The organism is Cupriavidus consociatus, from assembly GCF_017814975.1.
GTDB lineage: Bacteria > Pseudomonadota > Gammaproteobacteria > Burkholderiales > Burkholderiaceae > Cupriavidus > Cupriavidus consociatus.
On sequence record NZ_JAGIQA010000010.1, the window covers coordinates 232,855 to 248,548 of the forward strand.

13 protein-coding genes are annotated in these 15,694 nt (G+C 65.1%); 5 read left to right on the forward strand and 8 right to left on the reverse strand.

Going from position 1 to position 15,694, the window contains the following annotated elements; genetic code table 11:
- Nucleotides 1-167: 167 nt before the first annotated feature.
- Nucleotides 168-1,232 (forward strand): MraY family glycosyltransferase, encoded by a 1,065-nt coding sequence (locus tag J8I82_RS16195; protein ID WP_209759178.1) that lies wholly within the window; start codon nucleotides 168-170, stop codon nucleotides 1,230-1,232.
- On the opposite strand, the gene J8I82_RS16200 is transcribed toward J8I82_RS16195, so the two are convergent.
- Genes J8I82_RS16200 through J8I82_RS16210 form a run of 3 tightly spaced genes read right to left on the reverse strand, consistent with a single transcriptional unit; the run spans nucleotide 1,198 to nucleotide 4,852 of the window.
- Nucleotides 1,198-2,466, reverse strand: a complete 1,269-nt coding sequence (locus tag J8I82_RS16200; RefSeq protein ID WP_209759179.1) for an oligosaccharide flippase family protein — start codon at nucleotides 2,464-2,466, stop codon at nucleotides 1,198-1,200. The two genes, J8I82_RS16195 and J8I82_RS16200, sit on opposite strands and share 35 nt — an antisense overlap.
- On the reverse strand, nucleotides 2,451-3,620 hold the full coding sequence (locus J8I82_RS16205; protein ID WP_245179800.1) for a glycosyltransferase: 1,170 nt from the start codon (nucleotides 3,618-3,620) through the stop codon (nucleotides 2,451-2,453). The genes J8I82_RS16200 and J8I82_RS16205 overlap by 16 nt, the downstream gene beginning before the upstream one ends.
- Nucleotides 3,617-4,852, reverse strand: coding sequence for a sugar transferase (locus J8I82_RS16210; protein ID WP_245179801.1), 1,236 nt, complete (start codon nucleotides 4,850-4,852; stop codon nucleotides 3,617-3,619). The genes J8I82_RS16205 and J8I82_RS16210 overlap by 4 nt, the downstream gene beginning before the upstream one ends.
- Nucleotides 4,853-5,334: 482 nt before the next feature.
- Here J8I82_RS16210 and J8I82_RS16215 point away from each other — a divergent pair, with 482 nt between their 5' ends.
- From J8I82_RS16215 to waaA, 3 genes are read left to right on the forward strand one after another with little or no spacing between them, the layout of a single operon-like run.
- Complete coding sequence (locus J8I82_RS16215) at nucleotides 5,335-6,720, forward strand: phosphomannomutase/phosphoglucomutase (RefSeq protein ID WP_209759182.1); 1,386 nt, start codon at nucleotides 5,335-5,337, stop codon at nucleotides 6,718-6,720.
- A complete protein-coding gene (waaC, locus tag J8I82_RS16220) occupies nucleotides 6,701-7,825 on the forward strand; it encodes a lipopolysaccharide heptosyltransferase I (protein WP_209759183.1) in 1,125 nt (374 codons plus the stop codon). The genes J8I82_RS16215 and waaC overlap by 20 nt, the downstream gene beginning before the upstream one ends.
- Complete coding sequence (waaA, locus tag J8I82_RS16225) at nucleotides 7,825-9,114, forward strand: lipid IV(A) 3-deoxy-D-manno-octulosonic acid transferase (RefSeq protein WP_209759185.1); 1,290 nt, start codon at nucleotides 7,825-7,827, stop codon at nucleotides 9,112-9,114. Before waaC ends, waaA begins: the two co-directional genes overlap by 1 nt.
- A 35-nt stretch (nucleotides 9,115-9,149) precedes the next feature.
- On the opposite strand, the gene J8I82_RS16230 is transcribed toward waaA, so the two are convergent.
- Nucleotides 9,150-10,181, reverse strand: coding sequence for a glycosyltransferase family 4 protein (locus tag J8I82_RS16230; protein WP_245179820.1), 1,032 nt, complete (start codon nucleotides 10,179-10,181; stop codon nucleotides 9,150-9,152).
- 310 nt (nucleotides 10,182-10,491) lie between these two features.
- Between J8I82_RS16230 and J8I82_RS16235 the strand changes: the two genes are divergently transcribed.
- Nucleotides 10,492-11,334 (forward strand): META and DUF4377 domain-containing protein, encoded by an 843-nt coding sequence (locus J8I82_RS16235; RefSeq protein ID WP_209759187.1) that lies wholly within the window; start codon nucleotides 10,492-10,494, stop codon nucleotides 11,332-11,334.
- Nucleotides 11,335-11,440: 106 nt separating this feature from the next.
- Here J8I82_RS16235 and J8I82_RS16240 read toward each other — a convergent pair whose 3' ends face one another.
- The 4 genes from J8I82_RS16240 to J8I82_RS16255 form a co-directional block, all read right to left on the reverse strand.
- Nucleotides 11,441-12,949: a TolC family outer membrane protein gene (locus J8I82_RS16240; RefSeq protein ID WP_209759189.1), complete on the reverse strand. Its 1,509-nt coding sequence runs from the start codon at nucleotides 12,947-12,949 to the stop codon at nucleotides 11,441-11,443.
- Between the two features lie 113 nt (nucleotides 12,950-13,062).
- Nucleotides 13,063-13,386, reverse strand: a complete 324-nt coding sequence (locus J8I82_RS16245) for a rhodanese-like domain-containing protein (RefSeq protein ID WP_209759191.1) — start codon at nucleotides 13,384-13,386, stop codon at nucleotides 13,063-13,065.
- Between the two features lie 13 nt (nucleotides 13,387-13,399).
- Nucleotides 13,400-14,053 (reverse strand): protein-L-isoaspartate O-methyltransferase family protein, encoded by a 654-nt coding sequence (locus tag J8I82_RS16250; protein WP_209759193.1) that lies wholly within the window; start codon nucleotides 14,051-14,053, stop codon nucleotides 13,400-13,402.
- Nucleotides 14,054-14,167: 114 nt separating this feature from the next.
- A partial coding sequence (locus tag J8I82_RS16255; RefSeq protein WP_209759195.1) for an efflux RND transporter permease subunit occupies nucleotides 14,168-15,694 on the reverse strand: 1,527 nt, incomplete at its 5' end.

Genomic DNA, 15,694 nt, shown 5'->3' on the forward strand with positions numbered 1-15,694 from the left:
AACGCGGAAGGCAGGCCCTACCATCGGGGCGGCACGATGTGAAGCCAAAATGGCTGACTGCCGCCGGCTTCGATAGCCGAAGTCCAGATCCGGGCCCGAGCGGGACGTCGACATTCTACGCGATCGCCGATGTGCCCCGGGGTGTAACTGATTCCTGTTGAGTTTTCATGTTCGAACTATTCTGGCTCCCCGCAATCGCGGCCTTTTTGAGTGCCGGTGCCGTACTGATCCTGCGACCATTGGCAGCACGCGGCGGGCTGCTTGATCACCCTGGTGGCAGAAAGCGGCACGAAGGCTCGACTCCGCTCGTCGGTGGCATCGCGATCCTCATCGCGATCTGGGTGTCTACGGCAATGTTTGTGCGTGGCTATGACCAGTACACCCCGCTTTACGTTGGCCTGACGCTGCTTGCCCTGGTCGGACTGTTCGACGACCTGAATGGCATTCCGCCAGTGAGCAAGCTGGCATTTCAGTTCACCGCGGCTATCCTGATGACCTCGTGGGGTGAGGTGTACCTGCATTCGCTAGGAGACCTTCTCAGCAAGCGGGACGTCATTCTGCATGCGTGGGGGATCCCGCTGACCCTGCTGGCTGTTCTCTCCGTAGTCAATGCCATCAACATGACCGATGGCATGGATGGCCTTGCGGGGGGGCTTTCATTTATCGTTTTCGGCTGGTTTGCCTGGTTGGCGAACGATATCGGCAACCCGGGCGCCTACAGAATCTGTCTCCTGGTATGTGGTGCCATTGCCGGATTTCTGTTGTTCAACATGCCAAGTCCCTTGCGTCGCCGGCTGGTTTTCCTGGGCGATGCGGGAAGTCTCATGCTTGGCTATGGCATCAGTTGGTTCTCCGTCGAGCTTTCGCAGAAGGAGTACAACCCGGGCGGCCCCGTGCCTCCGGCGGTTATGCTGTGGGTAGTCGGGCTGATCCTGATTGATCTGCTTGCGGTCGTGTTGCGCCGGGCCATCCAGGGCAAGAACCCGTTGGCTGCTGATCGTACCCACCTGCATCACCTGTTGCTGCGTATGGGCCTGAACAGCAAGCAGGCGGTCTGGGTCCTTCTGATCGGCAACTTCCTTCTCGGCCTGGTCGGCGTGGTGGCGTGGAAGCAGGGCGTGCCGGAGTCAATCCTCTTTATTGCCTTTCTGGTGCTTACGGGCGTGCACCTGCTGATCATGCAACGGGCATGGATCGTCATCCGCTGGATACGTCGGCTTCGCTCGCGATAGTCCCCCGCGGCTTTCGCGCCTGGCGCCACATCCACAGACCGGTCAGCATGGCAAGGACGTTGCCTGCCGTGTAGCCAAGGATGGCGCCAAGCGCGCCGTACCGCGGGATCAGCGCCAGATCGACGGCAACTGTTGCCAGCAATGCAAGGCCCCATTTGACGGCTATCCATGCAGGTCTGCGAAGGTAGACGGCAAGAACAGTGAACCCGACGTCGGCAAAGATCAATGGCGACGCGAGGGCGGTCAGACGCAGCAGCGAACCAGCCTCGGCAAAGGCCGCGCCGTATAACAGGTGGACGATCCAAGGCGCCAGGAGAACCAGGACTGCCGCGCCGGCTGCCCCTACGACAGTGCTGAAGATTGCAAGCTTCAGTACATTGCGAATGCCCACAGCGGCATCCCGCGAATACACATAGAGCGGCGCGATGCCGCTTGCCAGGATGGTGGCGAGGGTGGTGTAGTTGTCCACGATCTGCATCGCTGCGGCATACGATGCAAATTCTGCTGACGGGACGTGCGGGCGCAAGATCAGCTGATCGACTCGGCGGGCCGCCATCATCATCATGAAGCTGATCCAGAACAGCGATCCGTCGCGAAAAAGTTGTCGGGCTAGCTGGCGGTCGAATGCGACGGCATGCCGTGGCATATGTCCGCGATAGAAAGCGGCCAGCAGGATCGCAGCCAGCAGAGGTTCCAGCACAAATGCAGTCGCATAGGCGCCCACTGCATGGATTCCAGCCGCGGCAAGCATGATCACTGCCCCTGCCTTCAAGGCCAGGGAGACGAGGCTGATCAGTACGGTGGGTCGGGTTCGGGTGTGCGCCTGCGTCCAGGCTATCACGACGCCGGATGGCTCGCGCAGCAGGATTGCAATGCCGAGGATCAATGCCGGCTGCCAGCTATCGTGCGCATGCGCCGAAACGGCGAGGAAGCAGCAAATCAGCAAGTAACCACAGCATGAGGCCAGCAAGCGCAGCCGGAATACATGCGCGAGAAGTCGATGTTGCGCTACGGCGTCCGCTACCGCCACAAGCCGGGGTACGACAACTTCGCCACCGCATACCAGAGCTACAGACGCTCCGATGAGGACCAGTGATTGTGCATACTGGAACGCTGCAAATCCGTCCGTGCCGAGCGTCCGCGCCAATATCGCCACGATGCCGATGCCCGCAATGACTTGCGCACAACGGTCGAGCAGCATCCACCCTACATTGCTCGCTATGCGCCAGTGCATGGGGACGTGCTGCGCGCGCGCGCGGGCGCCGTCTCGCAAAACTCGCGATAGAGCGACAGCCAGCGGTCGGCGGCGGCGGTAATCCCGAAATGCGCCGCAATTCGTTGTCGGCGAACCTCGTCCAGGCCATGCACGCGCGTCTCTGCGGCAAGCGATTGCGTCATCGCCAGCGCCAGGGCTTCGGTATCGCCGATAGGAACGACGGTGCCGATATCTCCCATCAACTCTTTGACACCTGGCGCAGAGGTGGCGACGACCGGCCGCCCGCATGCCAGTGCCTCGCCTATCACCAGTGGCATTCCCTCAAGGCGTGACGAGAGTACGAAAAGATCTGCCGCATTGAGCAAGGCCGGGATATCGTTCCTTGTGCCCAGCAACGTAACGGCATCGCCCAATCCGTACTCGGCAATTCGCACCTGGATTGCCATGCGCTCCGGTCCATCGCCGGCGATGAAAAGCCGGGTCGGGACGGATCGGTCCATTCGATGGAAGGCATCGATCAGGGATACTTGCGCCTTCTCCGCGGCCAGGCGGCCGATAGTCAGGATCAGTCGCGTGCCCGGATCGATACCGAGGCGGGCACGAGTCTGATTGCGTAGTGACAGGTCCGGCCTAAAGCGCTCTGTGTCAATGCCGTTGTACATTACCCGCACGCGGGAAGGGCTGACGGCTCTTGCACGAATCATCTCTGCGCGACTGGCTTCACTGACTTGCGTCGTCAGCGCGCACCAGCGGTCCGTGAGGCGATAGCAGAGCATCCTTAGCCGCCCACCCTCAGAGAAGCTATGTGCGGCACAAAGCAAAGGGGGCAGTGAGCTGATGCGCGACAATGCCCGCGCAAACACGTTCGCATGGAACATATGCGAGTGCACGATGTCTGCTTGCCATTCCGTGGCAAAGCGACGTGCCACCCATAATGCCTTGGCCGTCGACAGGGGCGTCTTACGCAGGTCCAGCATAAGCCGCTCCACGTCCTGGGGCATTGGGACTTCGCAATCCGGAGTCAGGCTGATCAGGGCGACACGATGCCCGCGTGCTATGAATTCTTTCGCCAGGGCCGCAACTTGTTGTTCAGCACCGCCCATGCGCAAGCCGGTTGTCACCAGCAAGATACGCAGGGGTGGCAACTGAGCGGAAGTCTCGGGCTGGTTCAACGCGCACCATATCCGGTAAGCAAGGTTCGCAAGGTCTTGACCGCGATCAAGAGGTCCAGGGCAAACGAACAGTGCTTCACGTAGTAAAGATCGTAGCTCAGCTTCGTCACGGTCTCTTCGTGAGTACCTACATAGCCTTGCTGGACTTGTGCCCACCCCGAAAGACCCGGCCGGACCAGGTGACGATACGGGTAGTAGGGAATGCTCTGCGAAAACTGCTCGACCATGGGCACCTGTTCCGGCCGTGGCCCGATCAGACTCATGTCACCGGTCAGCACGTTCCATAGTTGCGGGATCTCGTCGAGCCGGTATTTGCGGATGACGCGTCCGACCCGCGTAACGCGCGGATCCTGCTTTTTGGCAAATTGCGCAGGAGCGTCGTCTTCGGTGGTCATGCTGCGGAACTTGAGCATGACGAAGGGACGGCCGAAGAGGCCAACGCGCATCTGGCGAAATACAGCAGGTCCTTTGGACTCCAGTCGAACAGCAAGTGCTACAAGGACGCTTGCTGGCAGGGCAAGCGGCGCCATTGCCATTACCGCCAGGATGTCCATGAGGCGCTTCAGGTAGCCGTAGAAGTAATGCTTGGCGTAGTCGTCGAGGAAATTTTCATCGATATGCGCCAGTCCCACGCGTCCGGTAAGCATTTCTCCGACACGTTCGACCGAATACATTCGGACATGGGTGAGCTTAAGGAGCGATAGCTTCCGGGTTCGCTCCGGATCGGCAACGGCATGCCGGTCAACCATCAGTGCGTCGCAACCGATGGCCTCCTGCAGGGAATGAATGGGCTCGAACCGGTTTGGGCTTGGCGGGGCCGCGCCCGGCATGTTCAGGATCTGCTCGAGCTGCGCAAGTGTCGCGGGGTCGGTGTATCCAAACACCGGCACATAGTTGCGAACAAAAAGACGATAGCCAAACCACGTCCATACCAGGGTGCCAAAATAGCTGAGCAACAACGCGACCCGCGAGTACTCAAGCCGGAGCACGGCGAAGCATAGCAGCAGGGTTACGAATGCCAGTGTTACCGACAGGCCAACCAGGCTGTTTCCCTCAACAGGCGGCAGATGAAGCGAGCGCAGCATCAATGTGAGGGCCAAGAGATATGCAGCGCCCGACCAAATCAACGTGCGCGTGAAGAGGCCGGTAACAATACCGGTCTGGCGCAAGCCTTCCACGGCTAGCATGGCCAGGCCGAGGAGTATCAGCCCCACCAACGCCCAGCCGACCATCCGGCTGGAGCGCCTGATGAGTTCTGAACCTCGCGCGCGGACCGTCGGTGGAGGGGGAGAAAAGCTATTAGGTTTTGTCATTAGTGAATCTAGCCACACATTCACACGCGTTGTGGGTGCGTCACTGTACGGATTTACAAAATTTTGCAGCTGCAACTACTTGCTTGCTCTTCCTAACCGACGGCCGTCAAAAGGATCGAAAATGTGGAGTGTACAAGTGTGCAGGTCTGCTGCCTTTGGCTTTCAATGCGCTACCTGGAGGGCATTCGGGCCTGATCCGCAATCGTGGCGCACGGATTATAACCGCGGGACAATAAGCGATCTATTGATGTGCGCCAGAGAGCATCGACGGCGCCGCGGACGCTTTAAGTGCTTCATTTGACACATGTAGGGCGGTGGCCAGTTTCCTCTTCAGGCACAATGCTGCTATGCAAGATCAGTGAATTGAAGGTTTGCCAAACATCAACCCTACCGAAACACTCATGCCAATTGATTCTTCTATCTTTAAGGCTTACGACATTCGCGGCATCGTGGGTACAACCCTCACCCGCGACGTTGCACGCCGGATCGGCCACTCGTTCGGTTCGGCAGCCGCCAAATTGGGCGAAAAAACGGTAGTCGTCGGACGCGACGGACGCCTTTCGGGTCCGGACCTCATTGCTGGCCTGGTAGAGGGCCTGCGCGCGGCCGGCCTCGACGTCATCGACCTGGGCATGGTCGCCACCCCCATGGTCTACTTCGCCACCAACATCGACCTCAATGGCGTCCGTGCCACCTCAGGCATCATGGTCACCGGCAGCCACAACCCCCCCGACTACAACGGCTTCAAGATGGTCCTCGCCGGCCAGGCCATCTATGGCGAGCAGATCCAGGGCCTGCGCCAGCGCATAGAGGCGAGTGACTTCACCAGCGGTGCAGGCACCTACCAGAAAGTCGATGTGCGTCAAAAGTACCTCGACCGCATCACCAGCGACATCAAGCTCGCCCGCCCGATGAAGATCGCGCTCGACGCCGGTAACGGCGTGGCCGGTGCCTTCGTTGGCGACCTGTTCCGGGGCCTGGGCTGCGAAGTGACCGAACTGTTCTGCGACGTCGATGGCAACTTCCCCAACCACCACCCCGATCCGGCGCATATCGAGAACCTGCAGGACCTGATGAAGACCCTGCGCGAGACCGATTGCGAGCTGGGCCTGGCCTTCGACGGCGACGGGGATCGCCTGGGCGTGGTGACCAAGGATGGGCAGGTGATTTTCCCGGATCGCCAGCTGATGCTGTTTGCCGAGGAGATTCTGTCGCGCAATCCGGGCGCGCAGGTGATCTACGACGTGAAGTGCACCGGCAAGCTGGCTCCGTGGATCCGCCAGCATGGTGGCGAGCCGCTGATGTGGAAGACCGGCCATTCGCTGGTCAAGGCGAAGCTGAAGGAAACCGGTGCGCCGATCGCCGGCGAGATGAGCGGCCACGTGTTCTTCAAGGACCGCTGGTACGGCTTTGACGACGGTCTGTACACCGGCGCGCGCCTGCTGGAGATCCTGTCGCGCCACGCTGACCCGAGCGCGGTGCTGAATGCGCTGCCGAACGCCAACAACACCCCGGAATTGCAGCTCAAGTGCGCAGAAGGCGAACCGTTCACGCTGCTCGACAAGATCAAGGCGAACGCCACATTCGAGGGCGCGCGCGAGGTGAACAAGATCGATGGCGTGCGCGTGGAATACGCCGATGGCTTCGGCCTGGCGCGTCCGTCGAACACCACGCCGGTGGTGGTGATGCGTTTCGAGGCGGACAACGACGCTGCGCTGGCGCGCATCCAGGCCGAGTTCAAGCGCGTGATCCTGGCCGAGAAACCGGATGCTCAACTCCCGTTCTGAGCGCACGGCGGTGCCGCCGGCACCGCCAGCCTCTTCTGATGCCGTCGGCGCGGCCGGCGTGGCGCAGCCCATGCCGGCCGCGGTGCCGTTCACGCTGCCAGAGCGGCCGCGCATCCTGCTGGTCAAGGTGTCGTCGCTCGGCGATGTGGTGCACAACATGCCGCTGGTGCACGACCTGCGTGCGCGCTGGCCCGGTGCCGAGATCGACTGGGTGGTGGAAGAGGGCTATGTGGAGCTGGTGCGCCTGCTGCCGGAGGTGCGGCGGGTGATCCCGTTCGCGCTGCGGCGCTGGCGCAAGCGCATCCTGCAGGGCGCGACCTGGCAGGAAATCGGCACCGTGCGCGACGCCTTGCGCCAGGAGCGCTACGACGCCGTGATCGAAAGCCAGGGCCTGCTCAAGACCGCGGTGGTGGCGCGCGTAGCGACGCGTGCGCCGGGCGCGCCGATCATCGGACTGGGCAATGCGACGCAGGGCTCGGGCTATGAGCCGGCGGCGCGCCTGTTGTACACGGCCGCGGTGCGCGTGCCGCGCCAGACCCATTCGGTGCAGCGCTCGCGACTGCTGGGCGCGGCGCTGACCGGGATCGCGCCGGCGGAGCCGCCGCAGTTCTTCGGTCCGGCGGCGCAGTCGCTGCATGTCGATGATCCGTTGTGGGCGGATCTGCCGACGCGCTATGCCGTCTGCTTCCACGCGACGGCGGGGGCGCGCAAGAAATGGGCCGTGCAGAACTGGCACGCGCTGGGCAACCGCCTGGCCGCTGAAGGCCTGACGATGCTGCTGCCGTGGGGCAACGACAAGGAGCGCCAGGCCGCCGAAGAGATTGCCGCTGGCGTGCCGCAAGCCTTGGTGCTGCCGAAGTTCTCGGTGATGCAAGGCTTTGGCCTGATCAACGGTGCCGAAGTGGTGATCGGGGTCGATACGGGCCTGGTCCATATCGCGGCGGCGTTGTGCCGGCCGACGGTGGAAATCTATACCGCCACGTGGCGCTGGAAGACCGAAGGTTATTGGTCCGCCCGCATTGCCAACGTCGGCGACGACGGCGTGGTGCCATCGGTCGATGAAGTCTACGAGGCCGCCTGCCGCGTGCGCGGGGTCGCTGCCTGATGCTGCGCCTGATCTATAGCTTGTTGTGGGTGGCGGTGCTGCCGCTGGCGCTGTTGCGGCTGGCATGGCGCGCGCGCAAGGAGCCCGGCTACCTGCACCATGTCGGCGAGCGGCTGGGTGTCTATGGCAGCTTGCCGAAGCAGGGGCCGTGGCTGTGGGTCCACGCCGTGTCCGTGGGCGAGACCCGGGCCGCGCAGCCGCTGATCGAGTCCTTGCTCGGCGCCTATCCGCGCCACCGCCTGCTGCTGACGCACATGACGCCGACCGGGCGCCAGACCGGGGCGCAGCTGTTCGGCAACGAGCCACGCATCCTGCAGTGCTACCTGCCATATGACTTGCCATGGCTGGTGCGGCGGTTCTTGCGGTATTTCCGGCCCGAGGCGGGGATGCTGATGGAAACCGAGGTGTGGCCCAACGTGGTGCGCGGCGCGCGCAAGGCGGGCGTGCCGTTGTACCTGGTCAATGCGCGCCTGTCGCCGCGCAGCTTCCGGCGTACGGCGCGCTTCGGGCGCGCGGCTTCGGCGATGTACCGCGACTTCGCGGGCGTGCTGGCGCAGACTGCTGGCGATGCCGAGCGCTTCCGCGCGCTGGGCGTGCCGGCGGTGCAGATCACGGGAAACCTCAAGTTCGACATGCAGCCACCGCCGGCGGGCATGGCGCTGGGCGAGCGGCTGCGCAAGGCCTTCAATGGCCGCCAGGTGCTGGCCGCCGCCAGTACCCGCGAAGGCGAGGAGCCGCTGCTGCTGGACGCCTTCTCGCGCTGGCAGGCGCTGGCCGGCGACGTGCCGCGCCCGGCGTTGCTGCTGATCCCGCGCCATCCGCAGCGCTTTGATGAGGTGGCGGCAATGGCGGCGCGCGCGGGATTTTCGGTGGCGCGCCGCAGTGCGCTGGATCTCGATGCCGAGACCGCGACCGTGGACGCCGATATCCTGCTGGGCGATTCGATGGGCGAGATGGCGATGTACTTTGCCGCGTCGGACCTCGCCTTTATCGGCGGCAGCCTGTTGCCGCTGGGCGGACAGAACCTGATCGAGGCATGCGCGGTCGGCACGCCGGTGCTGATCGGCCCGCATACCTTCAACTTTGCTCAGGCGACCGAAGACGCCATTGCCGCGGGCGCGTGCCTGCGTGTCGATAATGCGGATGAACTGGTGCGCACCGCCGGCGGCGTGCTGGCAAACCGGGCGCGGCTGGCGGATATGCGGGCGCATGCGCAGACCTTTGCCGGGCTGCATCGCGGTGCTACTATGCGCACGCTGGCGGCACTGGCGCCAGCACTGGAACACTAAACGGCCCGGTCAGGGTCGCACCGCCGGATCCGGTATCACGTCCTGACCAGCGCATCCCACTGCAGCGCGATCCGTTCGAGCGCAAAGCCGGCGGCCTTGCGGCGCCCGGCGCCGGCGAGCCGGGTGGCGGTCGCCGGTTCGCGGATCACGGTCAGCAGCGCTTGCGCAAGCGCATCCGCATTGCCTGTCGCGACCACCAGCGCGTCTTGCCCGGGCGTCAGCAGTTCGCGCGGGCCGGTCTCGCAATCGGTCGAGACGATGGGCAGGCCAAAGGCCATGGCTTCGATCAGCACCAGCCCGAAGCCTTCGTATCGCGAACTCAGGCAGAACACCGACGCGCGCCCGTACGCTTGCTCCGGGTCGTGGCAGATGCCCGGCATGCTGACGCTGTCCTGCAAGCCTAGTTCAACGATCAGCGCGGAGAGGGCAGGGCGTTCCTCGCCCTCGCCGTGAATCAGCAATTGCCAGTCCGGCGCCTGCGTGGCGACCTGCTGCCAGGCATGCAGCAGCACATCGAACCCCTTGGCCGCAACCAGCCGGCCCATGGCGAGCACGGTTTTCTGCGTGCGCGGCGCCGGTTCGGACGGCATCGGAAATGGCAGGGGGTTTGGCAGGCAGACGATATCGCTGCGCGGCTGCAGCGCTTCGCGCCAGCGCTGGCGGTCCCGCTCCGTCAACACCACGACCTGCCGGCAGAAGCGTGCCGCGAGCCGCCGCGCCAGTTTGCGTGCCGGCTTGCCGAGGTCCTCGTCGAAGTGGCAATGCTCCCAGGCGATATGGTGCAGGCCCAGGCCAGCGGTGGCGGGCAGCACGAACAGGGCGAGCATGGTGTCGACCTGTACCAGCACTTCGGTCCTGTGCGCGCGGCAATGGCGGCGGATGCCGGCCACGGTGGCCAGGTAAGCCCGCTTGAACGAAGGTCGTTGCGCAAACAGCGCTTCATGCCGGATGCGCGGATCAAGCGCGAACTGGCTGGCCTGGTCCCACAGGCTCAGAATGGTCAAGTTATGGCCGAGCGCGGCCAGCGCATTGGCGACCGTCGCCGTCATGCGTTCGGCGCCGGCCATGGCGTTCAGCGTGCCGGTCAGGAAGCAGATGTTGCGGCCGGAAGGCGGGGTATGCGTGGTGGTGAGCAAGGCGATCTGAGCGAGCCGAGGTGCTCTGAGGCACACGGAGACACGAAAGGCCGCGGCCGGCATCTGGCGGCGGCGAGACATGGGGCGCACGTTACACTAGACGGCAGCATTGTGCAGCCGGCAATGCTGAAACTTGCATGAATCCGCCAGGCTCTAAGCCAGCATGAAGCGCGGACGCTGCCGTGCGCTCGTCAAGCGCTTGCCAGCAGCGTTCCCGCCCAAGTCAGAGGAGCTTACCGAAATGCAGACACCCCTTCGCGGCATATGCCGGAACGTCGGCCGGAGCATCGGCCTGCGTAGCGCGGCCATTGCGCTCGCAGCCGCCGTAGCCACACTTGCCGCCTGCGCCACCGCGCCGGCCCCCGGCCTGCCCAGCGCCGGCGCCAACCTCAACCAGACTCAGCCATCCGGTCCCAGCCGTTGGGAGCTGGTGCGCTGGCAGCAGGCCGACGGCACGCTGCGCGACATCCCGCATGGCGACAACGGCGAGCCCGTCATCTTCGAGTTCAGCGATGGCATCGATGCCGCGCAGGGCACGGTCAGCGGCACCAGCGGCTGCAACCGCTTTAGCGGCAGCTACGGCAAGACGGATACCGGCGTACGCTTCGACCGCGTCGCCGGCACGCGCATGGCCTGCCCGCCGCCGCGCATGGAACTGGAATCGGCGCTGCTCAAGGCAATGCAGGCATCGTTCACCACCGTCGGCACGCAGCCGTCGGTGGCCAGCACCGGACGGCAGGTTATCTGGAAGACCGCCAGCGGCGACCTGCTGCAGTTTGCCGAGCGCGAAGGCGTGGGCAGGCGTGGGGCGAGCGCTGCGGCGGGCGGCATGGAGAAGATCGTTTATATCGATTCGCAGCGCGTGGAGTGTGCGGGCGTCGGCAAGATGATGTGCTATCGCTGGCGCGAGTCGCCGGACGCCCCGTGGCAGCTCTGGTACGGGCCGATCGAGGGGCTGGATTTCGAGCAGGGGGTTTCGTACAAGCTGCGCGTGCGCGAATACCAGGTGCCGAACCCGCCGGCGGATGCGTCGTCGATCAGGTGGCAGTTGTTGAAGGTGGAGTCGCGGACGCGGGGGCAATAAAGACGCTCGCGGTGCAATGGCGTTTGACCCGCTGCCGGTTTGCTCCCCTCTCCCACTGCGCGGGAGAGGGGAGCCATCATCAGCGGCAGTAGCTGGCGATAAGCGTTCAGGAGCGCGGCGTTCCGCCATCGCGCCGCGCGCCGCGGCGATCAGCGGTGGCCGCCGCCTTTGCCGGCGTCTTGCCGACAGCCTGCGCCGGCACCGGCAGCTTGTACATCGACCCCGGCATGGAAGTCAGCAGCGTATTGATCTGCACCACGTCCGCTTCCTGCAGCACGCCGGTGGAAGCCTTCAGCCGCAGGCCGTTCATGATGGTGTCATAGCGCGCCTTGGCCAGGTCGCGCCGCGTCGAGAACAGCTGTGCCTCGGCGTTCAGCACGTCGATATTGATGCGCACACCAACCTCATAACCCAGCTGGTTCGATTCCACCGCGCTCTGCGCCGAACGCTCGGCGGCCTCCAGCGCCTTGACCTGTGCCAGCCCGTTGGATACGCCAGAGTAGGTCTGCCGCGCCGTCTGCGCAGCCGTGCGGCGCGCGAATTCCAGGTCGCTGGCGGCCTTGTCCGCCAGCGCGATGGTCTCGCGCACGCGCGACTGGATCTGGCCCCCGGAGAAAATCGGCATGGTCAGCTGCACGCCGATCTGCGACGCGTTGTAGTGCGTCGAGATCGCCTGCGTGGCGCTGCCAGTCTGGTTATTGAAGCCGTACGATGCCACCAGGTCGACCGACGGCAGGTGCCCGGCCTTGGCCTTGTTGGTTTCGCGCTGTGCGGTTTCCAGGTTGTAGCCCGCCAGGTTGACCTGCGGGTTACTGGTCTCGGCCTGCGCGGCCCAGGCGTTGACGTCGGGCGGCTGCGGACCGGGGATGGGTGCCTCGGAGCGCAGGCCCATCAGTTCGTCGACCGGCTTGCCGGTGATCTGCTGCAGCGTGGCGCGCTTGATCTCCAGGTCGTTCTGCGCGGCGATCTCGGTCGAGGTCGCCAGGTCGTAGCGCGCCTGGGCGTCGTTGGCATCGACGATGGTGGCGGTGCCGACCTCGAAGTTGCGCTTGGCCTGTTCCAGCTGCTCGCCGATCGCCTTCTTCTGCGCGCGCGCCAGGTACAGGTTGTCCTGCGCGGCGAGCACGTCGAAGTAGGCCTGCGCGCTGCGCGTGATCAGGTCGAGCTCGGCCTGGTGGAAGGTGACTTCGCCCGCCATCGCGGCCAGCTCGCCCTGCTTGTAGGTTTCCCAGCGGTCCCAGCGGAACAGCGGCTGGCTCAGCTGCAACTGCCAGTTGTTGTTGTTGAAGAAACGCGTGCCCGAGGCGCTGGGCGAGCCGCCGATCGGCAGCGAGGCGGTCTGGTCGAGCTTGGTGCGGTTGGCGCCGGCGGTGCCGACGACCTGCGGCAGCAGCCCGGCGCGGCCCTGCGGCAGCTTCTCGCGCGTGGCGAGCAGCTGCGAGCGGGCACTGGCGAACTGGGCGTCATTGGATTGCGCATCGCGATAGACCTGCAGCAGGTCGGCCGCGCCTGCCGGTGCCGTGGGCAGCATGGCAAGCAGCGGGGCGAGCAGGGTAGCCGCGATCGCCAGGCGAGTCCGGATCGCTCCGGGCTGGGCGTTGGGCGCAAACGTCATGACACCTCCAGGTTGCCGGGCGCGGGCCACGGCCTACGGTCGTTTCTTCTTCGGAATGCTGCTTGCGGTGCGATCGGAAGCGGCCGGCCCGCGTGGGCAGGCCGTGGTTCGCTTCAGTACTTCGGCATCGCCGGGTCCACCTCGCTGGCCCAGGCGTCGACACCGCCGGTCAGGTTGTAGACCCTGGCGTAGCCCTGGCGCTCCAGGAACGCCGCCACCTGCATGCTGCGCATGCCATGGTGGCAGATGCAGACGATGTCGGCGTCTTCGTCCAGTTCGGCGGCGCGTGCCGGGATGTCGCGCATGGGGATATGGGTGATGCCGGGCATGGCGCAGGTCTGCACCTCCCAGCCTTCACGTACGTCCAGCAGGACCGGCCTGGTGCGGCTGGCATCGGCCAGCCACTGGGCCAGTTCGGTCGGCTTGATTACCTGCATGATGAAACTGTCCTCAGAACTGGAACTGCGACGGACGGGCCGCGCCCTGCAGGGGCTTGACCGCGGTCTCGAACAGGTTGACGACCTGGTACTCGGTCTCGGACACGCGCGTGATCAGGCGCGCTTCCATCACCGGCAGTTCGCCCACGATGGCGGCGATGCGGCCGCCCACCTTGACCTGGGAGAGGATCGACTGGGGCAGCGCCGGCAGCGAGCCCGAGATGCAGATCACGTCGTACGGCGCCGCGGCGGCCCAGCCGTCGGCGGCATTGCCTTCGGCGACGTCGACGTTGGTGACGCCGGCGCTGGCCAGGTTGGTGCGGGCCAGCTCGACCAGCTCGGGGACGATGTCCACGGTCAGTACGTGGCGCGCGCGGTTGGCCAGCAGGGCGGCCATGTAGCCGGAGCCGGCGCCGATTTCCAGCACGTTCTCATGCTTGCGCACGGCCAGGTCCTGCAGGATGCGGGCTTCGACCCGCGGCGGCAGCATGTTCTGCCCGGCGGGCAGCGGAATCTCCATGTCGACGAACGCCAGCGAGGCGTACGCGGCCGGGACGAACTGCTCCCGCTTGACCACCGCCAGCAGGTCCAGGATTTCCTGGTCCAGCACGTCCCACGGGCGGATTTGCTGTTCGATCATGTTGAATCGGGCTTTTTCGAGATCCATCTTGCCATTCCTTACCAAGGCCAACCGCTGTCGTTCTGTGCGCCGGCCGCGCGGTGCCCACGGCCGGACAGTCTTGTCTAACCCGCTATTTTAACCTTGCGGGGGCCGTCGGGTTCATTCCGCGCTGGCCTCCGATGGCCGCGGCAATTCCTGTGCGGCCGGGCGGGTGGTGGCGGCCGCGACGTGGGTCGGTGAGGGGGCGGGCGCCTTGCCTTGCCACAGCCGGCGCAACCACGCGCCGAAATCATCAAGATACGTATAGATCACAGGCACCACCACCAGCGTCAGGATCGACGAGGTGATGATCCCGCCGATCACCGTCTGGCCCATCGGCGCGCGCTGCTCGGCGCCTTCGCCCAAACTGAAGGCCAGTGGCACCATGCCGAAGATCATCGCCAGCGTCGTCATCAGGATCGGGCGCAGGCGCACGCGCGCGGCTTCGACCAGCGCGGCCTCGCGCGACAAAGGCTGGCGCCCGTCGGCGCCGTCCACATGTCCTTGCCGCGCCTGGTTGGCAAAGTCCACCAGCAGGATCGCATTCTTCGTCACCAGACCCATCAGCATGATGAAGCCGATGATCGAGAACATGTTCAGCGTCGAGCGGAACAGCAGCAGCGCGGCGAACACGCCCACCAGCGTCAGCGGCAGCGAGGTCATGATGGCAATCGGCTGGAAGAAGCTGGCGAACTGTGAGGCGAGGATCATGTAGATGAAGATCACCGCCAGCGCCAGCGCCGACACCGCGTAGCCGAAGGATTCGTTCATCGACTTGGTCGAGCCGCCGAAACGGTACTTGTATCCAGCCGGCCAGTTCATGCCGTCCAGCGTGGCCTTGACGTCGCGTGCCACCTCGCCGGCGGAGCGGCCAGCTACGTTGGCGGTCAGCTCGACCTCGCGGTTCAGGTCGCGCCGGCTGATCTGGTTGGCGCCGGTGGTCGGCACCAGCTCGGCGACCTGGCGCAGCGGCACCATCTTCGGCGAGCCGTCGGCGTTCGCCTGGCTGCTGGCGATCATCAGCGCGCTCAGGTCGGCCATGCCGGTGCGCGCGTCCCTGGGCAGGCGCACGCGCACGTCGTAGTTCTCGTCATCGGGCGCGCGCCAGGAACTGATGGCGTCGCCGGCCAGCAGCGGGCGCAGCGCGTTGCCGATCTGCGCTACGCCCACGCCCAGGTCGGAGGCGAGCTCGCGGCGGATGCGGATCTCGATGGTGGGGCGGTCGTCCTTCATGCTGGAGTCGAGGTCGGCGAGACCGGGAACCGCCCGCATGCGCTTGCCGGCTTCCTGTGACAGCCGGCGCAGCTCGTTGAGGTCGTCGCCCTGGATCGAAACCTGGATTGCCTTCTGGCCGCCGGCGCCATCGGGCATGCCGACCATCGTCAGCGTGATGCCCGCAATGCCCGCCAGCCGCTCGCGGATCAGCGGGTTGAGCTGCGCGGTCGAGAGCTTGCGCGCGCGCCGCTCGGTCAGCCGCACCGAAACCAGCGCGTTGTTGCGGCCCGAGGCGTTACCCGAGTTGATGGTGGCGTAGGTGTAGGCGACTTCCGGGAAGGATTTCAGCGCGGCCTCCACCTGCCGCACCTTGGCCTCGGTCACTTCGAGCGACGTGCCCACCGGCGTGGTGAAGCCGACCTGCGTCTCGCC